This window comes from Chitinophaga sp. W2I13, assembly GCF_050434005.1.
Classification (GTDB): Bacteria; Bacteroidota; Bacteroidia; order Chitinophagales; family Chitinophagaceae; genus Chitinophaga.
The window spans coordinates 4,662,095-4,682,431 of the sequence record NZ_JBNPWD010000001.1; the positions used below are offsets into that span (position 1 = coordinate 4,662,095).

Annotated in this window: 11 protein-coding genes; 9 read left to right on the top strand and 2 right to left on the bottom strand. The window is 48.3% G+C overall.

Annotated elements, in window-relative coordinates:
• The first annotated feature begins 30 nt into the window (after positions 1 to 30).
• From QFZ48_RS19250 to QFZ48_RS19290, 9 genes are all read left to right on the top strand, one after another.
• Positions 31 to 3,093 carry a SusC/RagA family TonB-linked outer membrane protein gene (locus tag QFZ48_RS19250; protein ID WP_429050461.1) on the top strand — a complete coding sequence of 1,021 codons (3,063 nt, stop codon included), beginning with the start codon at positions 31 to 33 and terminating at the stop codon, positions 3,091 to 3,093.
• 6 nt (positions 3,094 to 3,099) lie between these two features.
• The gene (locus tag QFZ48_RS19255; protein WP_429063284.1) at positions 3,100 to 4,500 is read left to right on the top strand and encodes a DUF5005 domain-containing protein; all 1,401 of its coding nucleotides are present in this window, start codon (positions 3,100 to 3,102) and stop codon (positions 4,498 to 4,500) included.
• A gap of 9 nt (positions 4,501 to 4,509) precedes the next feature.
• Positions 4,510 to 7,407 (top strand): discoidin domain-containing protein, encoded by a 2,898-nt coding sequence (locus QFZ48_RS19260; RefSeq protein WP_429063285.1) that lies wholly within the window; start codon positions 4,510 to 4,512, stop codon positions 7,405 to 7,407.
• A 140-nt stretch (positions 7,408 to 7,547) separates the two neighbouring features.
• Entirely contained in the window at positions 7,548 to 8,138 is a 591-nt protein-coding gene (locus QFZ48_RS19265; RefSeq protein WP_429050458.1) for an RNA polymerase sigma-70 factor, read from the top strand.
• A gap of 81 nt (positions 8,139 to 8,219) precedes the next feature.
• Positions 8,220 to 9,353, top strand: a complete 1,134-nt coding sequence (locus QFZ48_RS19270) for a FecR family protein (protein WP_429050457.1) — start codon at positions 8,220 to 8,222, stop codon at positions 9,351 to 9,353.
• Positions 9,354 to 9,474: 121 nt separating this feature from the next.
• Positions 9,475 to 12,807 carry a TonB-dependent receptor gene (locus QFZ48_RS19275; RefSeq protein WP_429063286.1) on the top strand — a complete coding sequence of 1,111 codons (3,333 nt, stop codon included), beginning with the start codon at positions 9,475 to 9,477 and terminating at the stop codon, positions 12,805 to 12,807.
• A 12-nt stretch (positions 12,808 to 12,819) separates the two neighbouring features.
• Positions 12,820 to 14,253 carry a RagB/SusD family nutrient uptake outer membrane protein gene (locus QFZ48_RS19280; protein WP_429063287.1) on the top strand — a complete coding sequence of 478 codons (1,434 nt, stop codon included), beginning with the start codon at positions 12,820 to 12,822 and terminating at the stop codon, positions 14,251 to 14,253.
• A gap of 22 nt (positions 14,254 to 14,275) precedes the next feature.
• Complete coding sequence (locus QFZ48_RS19285; protein WP_429050454.1) at positions 14,276 to 15,742, top strand: redoxin domain-containing protein; 1,467 nt, start codon at positions 14,276 to 14,278, stop codon at positions 15,740 to 15,742.
• A 172-nt stretch (positions 15,743 to 15,914) separates the two neighbouring features.
• Positions 15,915 to 19,118, top strand: coding sequence for a TonB-dependent receptor (locus QFZ48_RS19290; protein ID WP_429050453.1), 3,204 nt, complete (start codon positions 15,915 to 15,917; stop codon positions 19,116 to 19,118).
• A 145-nt stretch (positions 19,119 to 19,263) separates the two neighbouring features.
• Here the strand turns inward: QFZ48_RS19290 and QFZ48_RS19295 are convergent, their stop codons facing one another.
• Both QFZ48_RS19295 and QFZ48_RS19300 read right to left on the bottom strand, forming a co-directional pair.
• Positions 19,264 to 19,872 carry an SIMPL domain-containing protein gene (locus QFZ48_RS19295; protein ID WP_429050452.1) on the bottom strand — a complete coding sequence of 203 codons (609 nt, stop codon included), beginning with the start codon at positions 19,870 to 19,872 and terminating at the stop codon, positions 19,264 to 19,266.
• Between the two features lie 34 nt (positions 19,873 to 19,906).
• Positions 19,907 to 20,332, bottom strand: coding sequence for a hypothetical protein (locus QFZ48_RS19300; RefSeq protein WP_370908015.1), 426 nt, complete (start codon positions 20,330 to 20,332; stop codon positions 19,907 to 19,909).
• Positions 20,333 to 20,337 lie beyond the last annotated feature (5 nt).

A 20,337-nucleotide genomic window follows, 5' to 3' on the forward strand; every position in this document is an offset into this window, starting at 1 on the left:
ATTCCTTACAAGAAATTTAACTGACTGAAGATGAAAAATATTATACTGTTTCTCCTGCTGCTGGTTGCTGCACCATTTGTGGCAACAGCCCAGCAAAAAAATATAAGTGGTACGGTAAAAGACGTAAATGGGGTACTGCCCGGCGCTTCCATTTCGGAAAAAGGCGTGCCCACCAACGGCGTGATAGCTGATGCCAACGGCCGGTTCAAACTCGCCCTGAAAGGCAGTTCCCATACACTGATCGTAAAACTGATCGGGTTTTCCGCGCAGGAAGTTGACATAGCCGGTCGCGATGCGATTGACGTAGTGCTGCAATCTTCCACCCAGGGCATCGACGAAGTAGTGGTGGTAGGCTTTAACACCGCCAAACGTATCACCAGCACCGGCGCTGTAAGTGCCATTACCGGCGCTGAAATCAGGAACGTACCTACCGCTAATGTGCAGAATGCCTTGATGGGGAAACTGCCGGGATTCGTTTCACAGCAACGCTCCGGACAGCCGGGAAAGGATGCTTCCGATTTCTTTATCCGTGGCGTTAGCTCGCTCAACAGCGATGGAAATAAACCGCTGATCATTGTAGATGACATCGAATATTCCTATGATCAGCTGCAACAGATCAACGTGAATGAAATCGAAAGTATCTCTATCCTGAAAGATGCGTCCACCACGGCAATATATGGTATCAAAGGCGCCAACGGCGTACTGGTGGTGGCCACCCGCCGTGGTAAGGTGGGACTTCCGCAGGTAAACCTCCGCGTGGAATCAGGCCAGCAGTCGCCGGTGAAAACACCAAAGTTTTTGAACTCCTATGATGCGGCGACCCTTGTAAATGAAGCGTACAAAAACGATGGACTGGCGCCGAAATTTACCTCCCAGGACCTGGAACTTTTCCGCAGCGGCGCCGATCCTTACGGACACCCGGATATCAACTGGTATGATGCGGTATTCAAAAAACACGCTTACCAGGCCAATACCAACGTGGATATTTCCGGCGGTACAGAAGCCGTGAAATATTTTATCTCCGGCGGATTCCTCACCCAGAACGGCCTGGTAAAAGACTTCTCTGATCCCAGGAATGAAGTGAATACCAACTACTTCTTCCGCAGGTATAATTTCCGCTCCAACCTCGATATGCGCGCTACCAAAACGTTAACCATGCGGCTCAATCTCACCACCCGTTTCGGTGATATTAACCAGCCTCGGTCGGCCAACGTGGTATCAGAAGTATACAACTTTGAAAAAATACATCCCTACTCCGCACCTTTAATGAACCCCAACGGCAGCTACGCCTATGCCGTGGATACAAAAGATGCCTTGCCTACGCTCAATGCACGGCTGGCCAACGGTGGCTACAGCCGCACTAAAAGAACAGACTTCGATGTGCTGTACGACATCACGCAACAGCTGGATTTCCTGACGAAGGGGCTGTCGCTCACAGGCCGCATTGCATATGGAGGTATCGAACAGTATGCCAGGAATTTATTTCGCGAAGCCGAACCGCCATCGTATTATTATAACCCGGCGGATCAGTCGTACACCCTCGATCCCCGCGGCAACTACCGCCTGCAGAAATACCGGGTAACAGGTAACACAGACCTCTACAGCCGGAATGTAAATACACAGGCTTTCCTTAGCTATAACCGTATTTTCGGTGATCATACATTCAATGGCTTGGCGCTGTATAACAGGCAAAGCTATACGTCGAAGGCAGATATTCCTGCCAACTTCAGGGGCTTTTCCTTCAAGGCAGGCTACAACTATAAACAGAAATACCTGCTCGATTTCAATGGCGCCTACAATGGCTCCGACAGGTTCCAGGCGAAGAAACGCAACGGCTTCTTTCCTGCCGTGGGCGTAGGCTGGAGTATTTCGGAAGAACCATTCTTCAAACGTAACAACAGCTTTGTAAGCCTTCTGAAAGTGCGTGGATCATACGGTGTAGTAGGTTCTGATGTTACGTCAGGTAACCGTTACCTGTACCGCCAGGAATATCTCAATGGCGGCGGTTATTCTTTTGGGGAGAATGATACGCAATCCGGCTCCATCTACGAAGGCGATCTTGGCAACATGGACGTAAGCTGGGAAAAAGCAAAAAAAGCAGACGTAGGGGTCGATGTAAATCTCTTTAAAGACAAACTATCTTTTACGGTAGATTATTTCCACGATATCCGCTTCGATCAGCTGGTACGGAAAGGCTCTGTGCCCAACATGATTGGAATTGGTTACAGTCCTACCAACGTGGCCAGAACCAGTAACCAGGGCTTCGACGGGCAGATCAACTACCGGGGGAATATCCGCCAGGTAAATTTTAATACCAGCCTTGTATTCCAGTATTTCAAAAATAAAGTACTGTTTAAAGACGAAGCGCAACCCGCCTATCCCTGGCTGCGGGAAACGGGACTGCCAATCGATCAGCCATTCGGATACACCTTTATCGGTTTCTACACACCGGAAGATATCCAGAAGATCCAGGCCAATACACACGATAAACCCGCTGCACCACTCAGCGAATATCCTATACAGGCAGGCGACCTCAAATACAAAGATATCAACGGCGATGGCGTGATCGATAACAACGACCAGGGTCCCATTGGAAAACCCAACCTGGCCAGCACGGTATTGGGACTTACCCTCGGCGCCAATTACAAAGGCTTCAGTATTAACCTGCTGTTCCAGGGCTCCTTCGGATACAGCTTCAGCGTAGTGGGCACCGGTATTGAAACTTTCCAGAGCCAGTTCCAGCCTATTCACCAGCAGAGATGGACGCTGGAAAATGCTGATAAGGCGCAGTTCCCGCGGCTCACGAGCAATCCTACCACGGTAAACAGTGCGCGTACGTATATGTCGGATTTCTGGTTGATAGATGCGCGCTATGTGCGGCTGAAAACAGTGGACCTGGGCTATCAGCTGCCCAGCCGCTGGCTGCCGGGCCGGTTGAATAATACACGTGTGTACCTGAGCGCGTATAACCTGCTTACGTGGACCAACTACGATAAGTACCAGCAGGATCCCGAAGTAGCCAGCAACTCCGCCGGGGATGCCTACATCAATCAGCGCGTGATCAACCTGGGTCTCCAAATCAGCTTTAAATAATATCTTATGAACAAAATGCTATTGCTATTGATTACCGGCGGCATTTTTACTTCCTGTGTGAAGAACCCGCTGAGTGATTATCAAAGCCAGGAACGCGCCATCATTTCCTTCCGGTTACCCGAAGGCCAGGTGGGTACTTCAGAGATCATAAACGGAACAGATTCCGCCACCGTTACGGTATGGGTAGAAGACGATGTGGACCTGAGTGCCGTGAGCCCTTTGGTGATGGTATCCAAAAACGCGACTGTGCTGCCCGCGCCGGGAGTGAAGGTGGATTTTGCTGCCAATAACAATCGTTATGCTTACCGCGTCACTTCCGAATCCGGGGAGCAGAAGTACTGGTACGTACGCATCATGAAAAAGACAACAGCTGCCGGTCCGCGTTTGCAACTGCTGCCAAACAATGGCCAGTGGAACCCGGCAGTAAGAGTATACAGCGATCTTGATTACAACGATTATCTTACCCGCTACCAGGGCTGGAACGGCGGCGATGGCTGCTATTCGGTGTTACTGCCGGATGGCCGCCTGCTATGGTCATTCCAGGATAGTTTCTTCGGGCAGGTAAGCGCGGACCGTAACCGCACCAATAACGTAATGCTGCGCAACGCTGCACACCTGCAACTGGATACTTCTTTGCAAAGCTTTGTGCAACTTAACCCTGGTTCAGGGAGTGCCAGTCAAACCTGGATCAAATACGGCAATGCGCCCGAAGACCAGGACTGGTACTGGCCCGGCGCCGGACAGGTATATAATAACAAAGTACAGATGCTGCTAAGTCATGTGAAGAAAACCGGCAGCGGCACCTGGGATTTTGCACACGTAAGCACAGACCTCGCCATCTTCGATTTGCCCTCCATGCAGCTGAACCAGCTGATCCAGGATAAGGATACGCTCAGCAACTACAGCGCCGGCAGCATGAAAGCGCCGGATGGCTATACATACATGTACAGTACGGAGAATGGTTTTCTCACTTCCTCTATGTACGTGGCCCGCGCAGCCAACCATGATCTCACCGGCGCCTGGGAATATTACAACGGAACCGGATGGAGTACCACACCGGTGAAATACAATGTTTGTAATGACATCAGCCAGCCGAACGTGTTTTATAAGAATGGTAAATATTACCTCGTATCGCAGCAAATTATTTTCGGACTGGATATCTATATTCTGGAATCAAATACGCCGGTAGGACCGTGGACGAATAAACGGACACTGTACCATATCCCGGATCAATACAGCGTAGGTTTCATCAGTTATAATTCATTTGTGCACCATGCACTAAGCAGGGAAGGGGAGCTGGTGATTTCTTACAATATCAACCCCACTGATTTTTCCACCAACTTCAACAGTCCCGGTAGTGCCGACAGGTACAGGCCGTATTTTGTACGGATATTCAATTGGCAATAGCAAATAATCATGTTCAACAAAGGAAAAAAAATGCTGGCCCTGTTAATGATCTCAGGGCTGGCAATGAAAGCGCAGGAAAAGACGTTCAGCTTAAACAGCAGTAATAAAGCCGTACACTGGAAAATAAAAGCAGCGGAAGCAGGCCAGGAGCCTGGTCTCCATGCCCCGGACTATAACGACCATAATTGGCTGAACGGCGTGGTGCCGGGTACGGTATTCGGCGCATTTGTAGCAGCAGGATTGGAGAAAGATCCCAACTTCGGAGATAATATTTACCAGGTAGATAAAACAAAATATGACCACGATTTCTGGTACAGGGCCACGTTTACGCCTATACGTAATACTGCTGAAAAGCAGTGGCTGAATTTCGAAGGCGTGAACCGTAAAGCGGAAGTATACCTGAATGGTCAGCGTATTGGCGCTCTGGATGGTTTTATGGATCGCGGCAAATTTGATGTAACGGACATATTGAGATATGACCGGCCAAATGTACTCCTGTTATTAGTGCATTGGCCAGGTACCCCCATCGTGAATTATTCCAGTCCTACCTACATTTCAAGCGCCAGCTGGGATTGGATGCCTTATGTGCCCGGCCTTAACATGGGCATTACGGACGATGTATATCTTGGCAGTTCCGGCCAGGTGACAATTACAGATCCCTGGATCCGCACTGCTTTGCCGGATTCATCGCGCGCAAAGCTCAGCATCAGTATGGACCTGGATAATCATTCGGCCGGCATACAGGAAGGAGAAGTATCCGGTATTATCCAGCCGGGCAATATCCGTTTTTCTAAAAAAATAAAACTACCCGCAGGACAATCGGAGCAGGTAATGTTTCATCCTGAAATAGAACACCCGCAGTTGTGGTGGCCCAATGGCTATGGCAGTCAGCCACTGTACACCTGCCAGTTGCAGTTTGTATCCGGTGGGAAATCATCCGACAGCAAACAGGTAACCTTTGGGGTAAAGCAATACAGCTATGATACCCTCGGCGGTGTGCTGCACATCAGCGTGAACGGCAAACGTATCTTTATAAAAGGCGGCAACTGGGGCATGTCTGAATACATGCTGCGCTGTCGCGGTGAAGAATACAACACGAAGGTGCGGTTGCATAAGGAAATGAACTTTAACATGATCCGCAACTGGATAGGCAGTGTTACTGATGAAGAGTTTTATGATGCCTGCGATAAGTATGGAATGCTTGTATGGGACGACTTCTGGCTGAACTCACATCCTAACCTGCCAAAAGATGTTTTTGCCTTTAACAGGAACGCCGTGGAGAAAATCAAACGCCTCCGTAATCATCCCAGCATCGCGGTTTGGTGCGGCGATAACGAAGGTTATCCTTTACCGCCGCTGAATGGCTGGTTAAAGGAAGATGTGAGCGCCTACGATGGCAACGACCGCCTTTACCAGGCAAATTCCCACTCGGATGGATTAACCGGCAGCGGCCCCTGGGCCAATTTCATGCCCGCCTGGTACTTCACAAAATATCCCGGTGGCTTTGGAGGAACACCCGGATGGGGAATGCGCACAGAAATAGGTACCGCCGTTTTCACCTCTTTCGAAAGCTTTAAAAAATTTATGCCCGACAGCAGCTGGTGGCCCCGCAATAAAATGTGGGATCTGCACTTCTTCGGTCCCTCTGCCGCAAACGCAGGCCCCGACCGGTACGACGACGCCATTAATAAAAGTTATGGTAAAGCCACCGGTATTGAAGATTATTGCCGCAAAGCGCAGCTGTTAAATATAGAAACCAACAAGGCATTATACGAAGGCTGGTTGCACCATATGTGGAACGATGCCTCCGGTGTAATGACCTGGATGAGCCAAAGCGCCTATCCAAGCCTGGTGTGGCAAACCTACGATTATTACTACGACCTCACCGGTGCATACTGGGGCGTTAAAAAAGCCTGTGAGCCATTGCATATTCAATGGAGTGCGGCAGATAATTCCGTGAAAGTGATCAACACTACATTGGATCAATACAATGGTTTACAGGCGGAAGCCATCGTTTACAATATGGATGGAACGCCGGCGCCAACCTTCGGCCGGAAAGCAACCGTAGATGCAGCTTCCAATACAGCCACACCATGTTTCGATCTTAACTTCAATATCGATAACCTTGCTTTTAAAAAATCAGCAGTAGCATCTTCGTCATCACCGGAAAGCGCCGGCGCCGGGGCCGTAGCGGATGGCAGCACCGGTTCAAGATGGAGCAGCAACTACACCGACAATGAATGGGTTTATGTGGACCTGGATGCAGTACAGGAAATCAGCAGCGTGATGCTGCATTGGGAAAGCGCTCATGCCCGTGCCTATAACCTCCAGGTGTCCGCCGATGCAAAATCCTGGCAGGATGTGTACGCCACAGATACTGGCAGCGGGGGAATTGAAACCATCCCTATTAAACCCGTAAAAGCGCGTTACGTACGTATGCTTGGCCGTAAACGCGCCACAGAATGGGGCTATTCGCTGTATGACATGGAGGTGTACGGCAAACGCAGCAAAGCATTGACGGATGTACAGTTCATCCGCTTGTTGCTGAAAGATGGACGGGGCAGATTACAGTCTGAAAATTTCTACTGGAGAAGCAGTCGAATGGCAGATTATACCGCGCTGGATCAACTGCCCCGGGTGCAATTGAAAACTTCCTCCAAACTGGAACAGCATGGCGACAGTACCCGCATTATTGCTACCATCACAAATCCCTCATCTGCCCCCGCCTTTGCAGTACATGTGCAGCTGTTAAGGGCAGACAATAACGAACGCGTGTTGCCCGCCATCATGAATGATAATTATTTTACGTTGTTAAAAGGAGAGCAGAAGCGGGTGGAGATAATGTTTGAAAAAGAATTATTGAAAGATGGAAAATATAAACTCCTGGTGACTCCCTATAATCATTAATACGCTGGTATTATTGGATAGAAAAGCCTTTGCCTGGTCAGGTAAAGGCTTTTTTTATGGGGGTATTTATATATCGATTATAGCATATGTATGCTGAATCTACCTTGCTTTCTTTAATTTAGGGCAGAAAATGAGCGAATTTGATAAGGGATAACTCCTATAGTGACCTGGAACTGATAACTATGCTGAAGAGAGGCGATGTGACAGCGTTCGATCTGCTTTATGCCCGTCATTGGTCCGGTATGTACCAGGCGGCATATTACCTGTTGCGCGACCAGGGCGCCTGTATGGACATCATACAGGACATTTTTGCATGGTTGTGGGAGAAGCGGGAGCAACTGGATATACAGGCGGTGCCATCCTATCTCCGGAGCGCTGTCAGGTTTAAGGTGGCTAATTATATCCGCTCCAGTAAGGTGAGGGAGGAATTTTATACAGAACTGGCGGGGTTGTCTTTACCCGAAACACCGGGTCCGCAGGATTTTATGGAGCTGAGCGACCTGAAGTCGATTATCGGGCAGGTGATCCGCAGTTTGCCGGAAAAGTGCCGCGAGATATTTCTCCTGAGCAGGGACGGGCAACTGACGAATCAACAGATTGCAGACTTATTGAATATTTCCATAAAAACAGTCGAGGCACAGAAAACAATAGCTCTGAAACGTATCCGCGCAGCAGTAGATCCTCACCTGCTCGCCTTGTTATTACTCCCGGTGATGACCCATTACCATTAAGATGCCCGGCTCAAAAAAAAATTTGAGACTCTTTTAAGGGTATGTCCTTTTACAATTGCCTATGTATATGACAGGTTACGCATGACACGAGAAGAGGCAATATTATTAACAGAAAAAGTTATATCCGGCACAGCTACGGATGAAGAGCTGCTGCAATACAACCAGCTGTTCAATGCTTTTCAGCAACAGGAAGGCTGGGATGAACACCTGCTGGGCAATAAACAGCTGCTGGAGGATGCGATCCGCCTGCGTTTACAGCCTGTACTCGACCGCAGGCCCAAAGGGAAAGTGGTCCGGTGGTACAGGTGGGCCGCAGCAGCAACGGTAACACTGGTGCTAGGTACCGGCTATTATTTCTATCAGCAACAGCGGCAACAACCGCTGGCGCCCCAGGCGGTCCGTTTTAAGAATGATATTGTGGCGCCGGCCGGTAATCACGCCGTACTTACATTGGGTAATGGTCAACAGATCCTGCTGGATACAGCGGGCAATGGCACGCTTGCCATGCAGGGACAAACCAGCGTTTCCAAAAACGCGAATGGCCAGATCGTTTATAACAGCGCTGGTAACGACGTTAGTTTTAATACTATCCAGGTTCCAAATGGAAGCAAGGCGCTCGCGATTGTACTGGGCGACGGCACCCAAGTCTGGATAGATGCAGGTTCTACACTTACCTATCCGGCTGCATTCAGTGGCGGTAAACGCGAAGTATCCGCAACGGGACAGGTTTATTTTGAAGTTGCACAAAACAGCAACCAGCCTTTCATTGTAAAATCCAGCATCAATAAAACCACCATTGAAGTATTGGGAACCGCTTTCAATCTCCGTTCCTTCCGGGACGAAGAAAAAATGAAGGTCACCCTTGTTAGCGGTACCGTAAAAGTAAATACCGCCGCCGCTTCACAGCTGCTGCATCCGGGCGAACAGGCGGCAACAGCAGGGAGTGCTATACAACTGCTCACCAACGCCGATCTGCAGCAGGTAACTGCCTGGAAGGAAGGATTATTTGTTTTTAATGGCGCTGACATCGCCACCATAATGTCAGAGCTGCAACGATATTATAATGTAGACGTCGACTTTCAGACCGATGTTAAAGATGCTTTTGTCGCGAGAATTCCGAGGGATGTCCCCGTATCTCAGTTGCTGAACTTGTTGGAGATGACCGATCTCGTTCATTTCAAAATTGAAGGACGGAAAATTACTGTGATAAAATAGTACATACACCAGCTCAATCGTCCGATCCGGTAAGGCAGGCCACCTTACCGGCGGGAGAAATGTTGCCAGATTTTAGTTTATCCGCAAAGCGGTATTGTTCATCAAAAATCAACCAGAAGCTATGCTTGTAAAAAAGCTGATGAGCGCTTTATGCCTTTCGAAATCAGGAGAGAAAAAGCCAGGTGCCAACTACCTCAGGACTTATTTACTCATGGGATGCCTGCTATTGGCCACCCAGACTTTCGCACAGAAAGTATCTATGAACATGAAATCAGGTTCCCTGGAAAAAGCGTTCCGGGAAATCGAGAAACAAACGGGGTATAGCTTTATTTATGGGAAGAACCAACTCAGCCAGGCAGCGCCCGTAAACATTGATGTAAAAAATCAGGAGCTGGCAGATGTGCTGAAATTACTTTTCGATAACCAACCCTTCACTTATTCCCTGGTAAGGAAATTTATTGTAATCAGGGTAAAAAAAGCCCCGGGCACTGAAGCGAAACCGGCAAATGACGGGATTACTATCCGCGGGAAAATAACAGATGAGAAAGGAAACCCGATTCCTGCGGTATCCGTGGTGATTCCAGGTACTCCCTTCGGCGCAATGACGAATGAAAATGGAGAGTATGTCCTCAACAGGGCGCCGGCAGATGCAGTACTCGTAGTATCCTATCTTTCCTATGAAACACAACGAATCGTTGTTAAAGACCGTACTACTGTTAACGTTGTTTTAAAGGAGCAGGTAAATGCATTAACTGAAACAGTAGTGATCGGGTATGGAACTACTACTAAAAGATTGAATACCGGTTCGGTGAGCAGCATTACGGCAAAGGATATCGAAACGCAACCTGTCTCCAATCCACTGGCTGCCTTGCCAGGACGTATCCCGGGTGTACAGATCACCCAGCAGAATGGTTTGCCGGGTAGCGCTGCAGTGGTACAGATCAGGGGCCAGGGTTCCCTGAACTCAGGCACCCTTCCTTTATATGTGATTGATGGCGTACCCTTTACCAATTACAACGGATCTTTTCCTCCTACGGATAACCTCAACTCCTTTGGTACCAGTGGCGCCAACGGCGGGATTAGCCCTTTCAGTATGATCAACCCGGATGATATTGAACGGATGGATATCCTGAAAGATGCCGACGCAACGGCCATCTACGGCGCCAGGGGCGCTAACGGCGTGATCCTCATCACTACAAAGAAAGGTAAATCCGGCAAAACAAGGGTGAACCTCAATGCCTATACAGGATCGGGAAAAGTAAACCACTTCATCCCTATGATGAATACTCAGCAATACCTGGACCTGAGAAAAGAGGCCTTTAAAAATGATGGCCTCACACCAAATACAGCAAATGCTCCGGAACTCACCGTATGGGACCAGCATGCTTACACCGACTGGCAGAAACTCCTGGTAGGAGGAACGGCCAGATCCACCGATGCACAGGCGTCTGTTTCAGGAGGGGATACCAAAACGCATTTTATGTTCAGCGGCGGATATCATAAGGAAACTACTGTGTACCCCGGTAACTTCAACAGCCAGCGCCTCACTGGCCGTTTATCTGTTGACCATACCTCTGCCAACAATAAATTTTATGCGGCTTTCACAACCAACTATTCCAACGATAAAACCGTTCTGCCGGCATCAGATGTTATTTCCCTGTACAACCTGCCACCTAACATGCCTTTGTACGACAGCACCGGCAAACTTGCATGGACTGGTCGTTACGATAACCCGCTTGCGCTCCTGCAACGCCGCTATACCAATACAACAACTAACCTGATGACAAACGCCAATCTGCGTTATACCATCATTAAAAATCTCAACTTCAAAGTAAATCTTGGTTATACCAATACCACCCTGGATCAGGTGAATCCACTGCCGGCATCTACGCAGAATCCGGTCAACAATCCGCAGTCGTCCGCCACTTTTGCGAACACACGGTCGCAGAACTACATCGTGGAGCCAACACTCGACTATGGTATCGATCTGAAACAAGGCAGACTGAACTTTTTGGTAGGAGGTACCTACCAGCGAACGCTCAGCACCGGTCAAAATATACTCGGCCAGAATTACAGCAACGAAGCCTTGTTAGGCTCTCTGGTTGGTGCAGGTACTATTGTGCTGAATTCCAGCAACTACTTCGATTACCGTTACGCATCTTTGTTTGGCCGTATCAACTACGATTACCAACAAAAATACCTGCTGAATGTAACCTTCCGCCGCGACGCTTCCTCCAGGTTTGGACCGGATAATATCCTGGCTAATTTCGGCGCAGTGGGCGCTGCCTGGTTGTTCTCTGAAGAAGATTTTATTAAAGACGCACTTCCCTGGCTTAGTCTCGGTAAGCTGAGAGCTAGCTATGGTACCACTGGTAATGACCAGATCAATAACTACATCTACCTGCCTTTGTTGTCATCCGCAGGTACTTACCAGGGGGCTTCCGCACTGCTCCGGGGAACGCTGCCGAACCCAGGTGTGAAATGGGAAACTACCCGCAAGCTGGAGTTTGGCCTGGAGCTGGGCGCCCTGAACGACAGGATCGCATTTACCGGTAGTTACTACCGTAACCGCTCCGCCGATCAACTCCTGTCAGCCGCACTGGCTACACAGTCGGGATACAACAGCTATACTGTAAATGTACCAGCCCTGGTACAAAACAGTGGGGTGGAACTGGAGCTGAATACCCTCAATCTTAAAACATGGAATTTCGGCTGGAGGTCATCTGTCAACGTAACCTTCTACCAAAATAAACTGGTGAAATTTCCAGGGATTGAGAAATCCTTTTATGCCAGCAGCTATCTTGTAGGGCAGCCTATTGACCTTGTCAGAAAATATATTTACACCGGGTATGATCCTAATACAGGAATCCCGCAGTATGTGGATGTGAACAAAGATGGAAGTGTTGATTTTAACAATGACCGTCAGATCATCAAACCAGGTACGCCTTTCTTCGGAGGATTGAACAATAGTTTCAGCTATAAGAACTGGGACCTGAGCTTTTTCCTGCAATATAACCACAGGAAGGGAGCTACCAATACTTTCGATATACCCATTGGCAGCAGCACAAATAATCAGAACACATCTCTGCTCGACAGGTGGCGTCAACCAGGCGATAAAGCAGCCTACCCGGCAGCTACCTCTACTTCCGGCACGCCTATCTATCTCGGCTATACGCCGTATTACAGTTCTACCGCATGGTGGGGAGATGCAAGCTATCTGAAACTGAGATCTGCTTCTCTTTCCTATTCATTCCCGAGGGCATGGATTACAAAAGCAAAGATCAGTAACCTGAAAGTATATGCAGAAGGACAGAACCTGTTTACCTGGGCGAAGAATAAATACATCTACGATCCCGAAACGAGTGTTTCAGGAGGTCCTCCGGGATTGGGTACCGGTATGATTGCCATGCCGCCGTTGAGGACCATTGTATTTGGTATTAACTGTTCATTCTAAAATCTGAATTCGATGTCTTGCTTCAAAATAAATAAAAAGGTAACCGCAGCAATATTACTGACAGGAATTGCTTTTTCTTCCTGCAAAAAACTGGTGGAAATTGGTCCGCCTACAACGCAGGTGGGCCTTGACCAGGCCTTTGCATCCGATGCAACTGCCACCAGCGCAGTGCTGGGGGTTTATAATGCCAGCTTTACACGGGATGTACTTTTCCCTTTGAGTGAAATGCCGGGACTTTCTGCCAATGAACTGCAGAACAATATTTCCAGTCCCGCTTTCGATGAGTTTAAAACAAACAGCATCACCATCACCAACAGCGTGATTAACTTCGTACTCTGGGGATATTCTTACTCCACCATTGCACAGGCCAATGCCATGATGGATGGTATTTCCCGCAGCACTACCTTGTCTGCTCCCGTGAAGAACCAGTTACTGGGAGAAACCAAAGTATGGAGAGCCTTCGTCAATATGTACCAGGTAAATATGTTTGGCGACGTGCCAATGCCGGTTACAGACGATCCGCTGGCAAATGCCACACTGGCGCGTACTCCGGCAGCGCAGGTATGGGAGCAGATCATAAAGGATCTTACAGAAGCACAAAGTATACTCACAGATGCATACCCCGCCACACTGAGAACCAGGATTAACCGGCAAACGGCGAACGCCCTGCTGGCAAGGGCTTACCTGTACCAGAAGCAATGGGCCAATGCAGAATCTGCCGCCAGCACCGTGATCAACTCCGGTATTTACAGTCTGAATAAAGACCTGAACACTACCTTCAGTAATACCAGCAATGAAGTGATATGGCAACTGGCTACGCTTACCGGCTTATCCACCTATACTACCAACAGGAGTGCCAATGGAGGCAGCTATGCAGCAGCAACAGGTTCCGTTCCGGCAGTAACGCTAACGGATACACTTTATAATTCACTGGAAGCAGGCGATAAACGGAAAACCAGCTGGGTAGCAGCAACCGATATCGGGGGCACCAATTATAAAGTGATCACAAAATATAAATTGCGGGTGCTCGCCGCTGGTACCACCACCGGCAATGAGTTTAACGTGATGCTGCGCCTGGCTGAACAGTACCTGATAAGAGCAGAAGCGCGCGCCCAACAGGGCAACCTCACCGGCGCCATTGCCGACGTGGATACCATCCGCGCTAAAGCAGGGCTCCCAATGCTGGATAATAACATCACCCAGCCCAGCCTGCTGCTGGCCATCGAAAATGAAAGAAAAGCGGAATTATTCGGAGAATGGGGACACCGGTGGTTTGACCTTAAACGTACACCTGGAATTTCCAGCGGAGGTAAAACCCGTGCAGATGAGGTGATAGGCGGCATGCGTCCTGCCACCTGGACAAACGCCGACATACTCTATCCAATTCCCGATGCACAGCGTGTTGCTAACCCGGCATTAACTCAAAACCCGGGATATACAAACTAATCATAAACCAACCATGCACAATATGAAAAAAGTACTCCCGATTTTGCTGAGTGGTAGTCTCCTTACCGCCGCCCTGCAATCAAACGGACAGGCAAAAGTTAGCCAGGACTCCCTGATGAGATATTATACGCAGCTCGCTAAAGGCAGTGATGCCGATAAGGCACTGCTGGTGACTAAACTATATGCGCTCACCAAAAGTAAAAAGGAATCCGACTGGCTTACGGCATCCGGTTTCTTTTACCAGCTGAAGCAGGTAAATGTCTCTGACTCTATCCGGCAGGCAGCTGAAAAAAAATTCCCTGCTGGTATCACCGTCCGCGATAAGCAGGTACAACCTATCTACGACGAAAATGACCCGGTGAAAAAAGAAGCGCTCTATAAAGCATGGATGAAGAAATTCCCGCAGGGCAAACTGGACAACGATGTGATCGTTTATGACTATGCCCGCAATAGTGTGGGCACTGCCTATGCGAACGCCGATAATTTGCCAAAAGCACTGGAATATGCCAACAGTATAGAATCCCCTTTCTGGAAAGGGCAGGGGTGGGCAGGAACTGCTGAACGCATTATTAAAAAAGGACACACCGCGGAAGCAAAAGTGTTGCTGAAAAAAGCCGTTGATGATGCCTGGGAATTCAGAACGACCCGTAAGAATGAAATGGCAGCCGGCTTTGCAGCGATGGGCTATCCAGGCTATCTGAGTACCTATGCACAGCTGCTTTACAACGATAAAGAATATGACTCCGCACTGGTGTACCTTAAACGCGCAGAAGAGGCAGAAACACCTGTAAGACCACAGGTAAACGAGATGTATGCAAAAGTGTTCCTGGCAAAAGGAGAATATAAAGAAGTACTCAAACGCATGACTGAAATTGCGGCACAGGGCAAACTGAACGACAACAATAAAGAACTGTTGGCTACCGCCTATGCCAAAGTACGTGGTGATAACAACCTGCAGGGATATATAGACTCACTGAAAAGCGGGCTGGATAAAAAAATGCAGGAAGAATTCGCCAAACAGATCATCACAGAACCGGCTCCTGGCTTCACCCTGAAAGATGTAGATGGGAATACCGTGTCACTGGCAGATTACAAAGGAAAAACCATTGTACTGGACTTCTGGGCCACCTGGTGCGGCCCCTGTAAGGCCTCATTTCCTGCAATGAAAAAGGCAATGGACAAGTACAAAAACGATCCGAATGTGAAATTCCTGTTCGTGCATACCTGGGAAAAAGAAGCAGATGCAACCGCGAACGCGAAGAAATATGTTACCGGCAATAACTTTCCTTTTGAAGTATTGATGGACCTCAAAGATCCTGCAACCGGTGTAAACAAAGTAGTAGAGAGCTATAAAGTGAATGGCATTCCTACCAAGTTTGTTATCGATGGCAAAGGTAACATCCGTTTCCGTTTCACGGGCTTCAGCGGCGGCGACGATGCCGCGGTGGCAGAAGTATCAGCCATGATCACCCTGGCGAATCAACAATAACAGAACAGTTACTTTAAATAAAATAAAACAGCGGAGTGGCATCACTTCGCTGTTTTTATTTTATTACTGAAATGAGTATTGATGAAAACACATAATATCCTTGTGTAAAATTTGTTAACAAAAGGTTACGGAAAATTGATATATTCATAGTCAACCAAAATCAACTGCTGCTATGAGAAATCCAGTTCTTACCGGATGCCTTATCCTGTTATGCCTGTTCACCAGTCTAATAACCTATGCACAGGTAACCACTGCCACCCTGAGCGGCACCATCCAAAGTAAGGAAGGCAAACCATTAGCCGGTGCCACCGTGAAAATCGAATACCGGGAAGCCGGTATCAGTAAAGTAATCATCACCCAGAATAATGGCTCCTTCCAGGTGCCTAATCTGAGGGTAGGGGGCCCTTACAAAGTGACGGCTACTTTCGTGGGCTATTCAGAAAAATCGGAAGAGAACATCTTCCTGGAACTGGGACAAAACACTGCCCTGGACTTACAGCTGGAACTCAGCTCTGCTAACCTGTCGGGCATCACCGTTACCGGCCGCTCCAAAATTTTCGATAACCAGCGTACCGGCGCCTCTTCTAATATCAGTTCGCGTCAGTTGCGTCAATTGCCAACCATCTCCCGCTCTGCGGATGATTTTACCCGGCTGACGCCCTCCGCGTCCGCAACGATCAACGGTACCTCTTTCGCCGGCCGCAATGGGCAATACAATAACTATTCGCTCGATGGCGCCGTATTCAATAACCCATTTGGCCTGGATGCACCTACACCCGGCGGACAAACAGGCGCTCAACCCATTTCCCTGGATGCCATCGACCAGATCCAGGTGAACCTGGCGCCCTACGATGTAACCCAGGCGGGCTTCACCGGCGCCGGCGTTAATACTGTTACCAAATCAGGTACCAATACTTTCGGCGGCACCGTGTACGGTTTTTACCGCAACCAGGGCATGACCGGCAAAAAAGTGGACGGCAACAAAATCGCCGTACCGGATCTCACACAGCTGCAGGCCGGCTTTGCAGTAGGAGGCGCCATCGTCAAAAACAAACTTTTCTATTTCGCCAACTTTGAAACAGAACAAAGAGACGACGCTGCCAGCAGCTACGTGGCCCGAACCGCCGGCAATGGCGACAACAATAACACTTCCCGCGTGCTGGAATCGGACCTGATAGCTGTAAGCGATATCCTGCGGGACAAGTTCAACTATGAAACCGGTCCCTGGCAAGGTTTTAATCTCAAGCAAAAAAATTATAAATGGTTAGCAAAACTCGATTGGGTGATCAACGAAAATCATAGCCTGTCTTTTACCTACAATGGCCTGCAGGCAACTAAAGAAAAACCTGCGCACCCCAACGCCATCCGCGATCGTGGTCCTGATTACCAGACTTTACAATTCAGGAATTCCGGCTATGAGATCGAAAACAGATTGCAATCTTTCGGCGCGGAATTGAAATCCAGTTTCGGCAACCATTACGCCAATAAGCTGAGGGCTGTGTATACCACTTTCAAGGATAAACGGACGCCTTTCTCTGAGCCTTTCCCTGTACTGAATATCACCAAATACGGTACCATGTACATCGTGGCAGGGCATGAGCCATTTTCTATCAACAACCGGCTGAACCAGGATGCCTTCCAGGTAACAGACAATTTCAACATCATCCTTCCCAAACATACTATTACCGTTGGAGGGTCGTATGAGTCCTTTAAATTCGGAAATTCGTTTAACCTTACCGGTTATGGCGCCACCCTTTTCAGTGACGCAGATATCCAGGTTTTCAAGGACAGTGTTCCTGTGAGCGGCAAATATGTTTTTGGTGCATACCCGCTGGATGTGGATGTAGCGGCAGCAAGAGCCGCAGGCGCCGCCGATAAATGGAACTGGTATTATATCACCGTGGCACAGTTATCAACATATCTGCAGGATGAGTGGAAAGCCACCGAAAACCTGCGCGTTACCTTCGGCCTCCGCATGGATATTCCGCTTTATATGAATTCCTCCTTTCAATCGCCGGATGGCAAAAAAACGTCTCCCACCATCCCCAATAACGATGACCTGACCCTCTTCGATGAACACGGAGAACGGGTTACAAACGGCCAGGGAAAACAACTGGACAATACCCGGCTCCCTTCGTCCAAACCGCTGTTCTCTCCAAGGATTGGTTTCAACTGGGATGTGAAAGCCGACAAGAGCCTGCAGCTGAGAGGCGGTTCGGGTCTCTTTACCGGCCGTTTCCCATTTGTTTGGATCGGTAACCAGATTGGCAACCCCACTTCCGGTTTTTATTGCGCCACCGACCGCGATTTTAAATGGCCACAGATCTGGCGCACCAATATCGGCGCGGATATCAGGGCCGGACTGGGAACCATTTTCAGCGTAGATGTAGCCTACTCTAAAGATGTAAATGCCATGATGGTGAGGAACTATAAGCTGGGCACGCCTACGGGCTCCCTGAACAGCGGCATCGGTGATACACGAAGCGTATACAAAGACACCGACAAAGGAGCCGTGAATGCGTATATTTTCACCAATACAAAAACAGGCGATCAGTTCAACACCAGCTTCACCGTTCAAAAAACGTTCGCCAATAACCTGTTTTTATACGGCGCCTATAACTACCTCGTATCGCGCGATGCAAGCTCCATTTCCGCAGAAATCAGCGGCGACGCATTCGACCGGAATCCTATTCTCAATAATGCCAACGAAGCCAGGAATACACCTTCCCTTTATGGAAATACCCACCGCTTCGTAGTGGCCGCCAGCAAAAAGTTCAACTACGGAAAAGGTAAATATGCAACAACCGTTTCCCTCTTCGGTAACTGGAGCAGCGGTAACCGCTTTGCCTATATTTATGGAGGAGACATCAACAACGATGGCACTACCAGCAACGACCTGCTCTACGTTCCCAAGAACAGCGAAATCGACTTAATGCAGTTCGCACCGCTTACTGACGTAAACGGGGTAGTGCAGAATGCAGCCGCCCAGAAGGCGGCGTATAAAGCATTCATCGAGCAAGATCATTACCTCCGGAGCCGGAGAGGTATGTACACAGAAAAATATGCAGGAGTAAGCCCCTGGTTCAGCCAGGTGGATATGCGCGTATTACAGGACTTTTATTTTAAGAGCGGAGAAAAAATCCGGACTGTTCAAATCAGCCTGGATGTAGTTAACCTCGGTAACCTGATCAGCAGCAAATGGGGCGTCCGGAAGTATGCCAGCAACTCAGGTTATTTCCAGCCAATATCTGTAACCGGCGTAACCAATGGCGTGCCTACTTACCAGTTCGATCCTTCTTTGAAAGAAACGTTTATTGCCAGTCCGGATTTGTTAAGCCGCTGGCAAACCCAGCTGGGATTGCGGTTTATATTTTAGCGAAGTAAAATTGGCGTGAATCATCAAATAGCATTTTCAAGTATTTAAGCAAAAAGAAGCTGCCTCATTTATGAGGCAGCTTCTTTTTTATTCGCTTAATTATTGGGGTAATAACAATGAATGGCAGGCCGGTAGCAAATCACTATTACTCTATCAGAAATTTAACAGACAGATAGTAATATTGATCTGTTACCGGCTTATAGTAGAAGTTTTCTTCAGATACTGATTCAGGTGAGGTAAGATCTGTCACGGTAATGGCCGCACCTAATTTTTTATTGATGGCCTTTGCAATGGTGGCAGCCTTTTCTTTGCCGTCGCTGAATGCAGTAGCATATAGTTTTTCGCTGTCTTTAACAGGTTTATATTTTAACCGGGTGCTTACGATAGTCACCACCACTCCATTTGCCAGTTTAACAACTTTTAAAAGTTCTTCTTTGTTACGGGTTTCAAATGTGTATAAGCTGCCTTCCCTGTAATATTGCAACGCCTGATATCCCATTTTATCTTCTTTAAACCGGCTTTCTTCAAAGCCTGCCGCTTTCGCTTTGGCAAAAAAGGTATTCTTAAGATCTTCAAAAGCTTTTTTCCCTTCCCCTTCTCCATATTCGGCTGCTATAGCAAAATCTACCAGGTAGGATTCAATCTCCCTGTCTATTTTAGCAACGCCCCTGACTTCAATGGAACTCTCTTTTCCCTGTGAATGGCTGTTCAATGCTGCAAACAGCATCATTGCGGCCAATAATATTTTTTTCATTGGTTTTATTTTTGAATTGCTGAAGAATAACTTCCTACGCTATCGTAAAGATCAAAGAGGCAGCAATCATCCATACGCCTACGATAATGCCCAATATGCCGAGCTTACCTTGTTTGGGGGCAATTTTCGCCCGGATCTGTACCGCCTTTTCCATAGCCTTTTCGCTTTTGGAGAGGAATAATTTGGTGATGAGCGGGTATCCGAGTAAAAAACCCAGGCAGGCTTCTACCAGGCTGCCAGCTGTTAATGTGGTCCACCAAATCGGAGCGGCGGTAAGCCAGCCCATATGGAGCACGGCAGTTACTACACCCCAGATCCCCCAGAAGCAGAAAATAATGCCTATCCATCCCTGATAAGGTTCTACTTTTTCCAACAATTCCTTTGCGTTGGGTTTTCTGGATAGTATTAGAGAAGGGACAGCAATGATGCTTAATAAGATCAGAGAGATTCCGTAAATCATGGTGA

Excerpts from the sequence above, each read along its gene's own strand:
- QFZ48_RS19300 (WP_370908015.1), bottom strand. The coding sequence starts at position 20,332 with ATGATTTACGGAATCTCTCTGATCTTATTAAGCATCATTGCTGTCCCT.
- QFZ48_RS19275 (WP_429063286.1), top strand. The coding sequence starts at position 9,475 with ATGCTTGTAAAAAAGCTGATGAGCGCTTTATGCCTTTCGAAATCAGGA.
- QFZ48_RS19250 (WP_429050461.1), top strand. The coding sequence starts at position 31 with ATGAAAAATATTATACTGTTTCTCCTGCTGCTGGTTGCTGCACCATTT.
- QFZ48_RS19280 (WP_429063287.1), top strand. The coding sequence starts at position 12,820 with ATGTCTTGCTTCAAAATAAATAAAAAGGTAACCGCAGCAATATTACTG.
- QFZ48_RS19255 (WP_429063284.1), top strand. The coding sequence starts at position 3,100 with ATGAACAAAATGCTATTGCTATTGATTACCGGCGGCATTTTTACTTCC.
- QFZ48_RS19260 (WP_429063285.1), top strand. The coding sequence starts at position 4,510 with ATGTTCAACAAAGGAAAAAAAATGCTGGCCCTGTTAATGATCTCAGGG.
- QFZ48_RS19295 (WP_429050452.1), bottom strand. The coding sequence starts at position 19,872 with ATGAAAAAAATATTATTGGCCGCAATGATGCTGTTTGCAGCATTGAAC.
- QFZ48_RS19270 (WP_429050457.1), top strand. The coding sequence starts at position 8,220 with ATGACACGAGAAGAGGCAATATTATTAACAGAAAAAGTTATATCCGGC.
- QFZ48_RS19285 (WP_429050454.1), top strand. The coding sequence starts at position 14,276 with ATGAAAAAAGTACTCCCGATTTTGCTGAGTGGTAGTCTCCTTACCGCC.
- QFZ48_RS19290 (WP_429050453.1), top strand. The coding sequence starts at position 15,915 with ATGAGAAATCCAGTTCTTACCGGATGCCTTATCCTGTTATGCCTGTTC.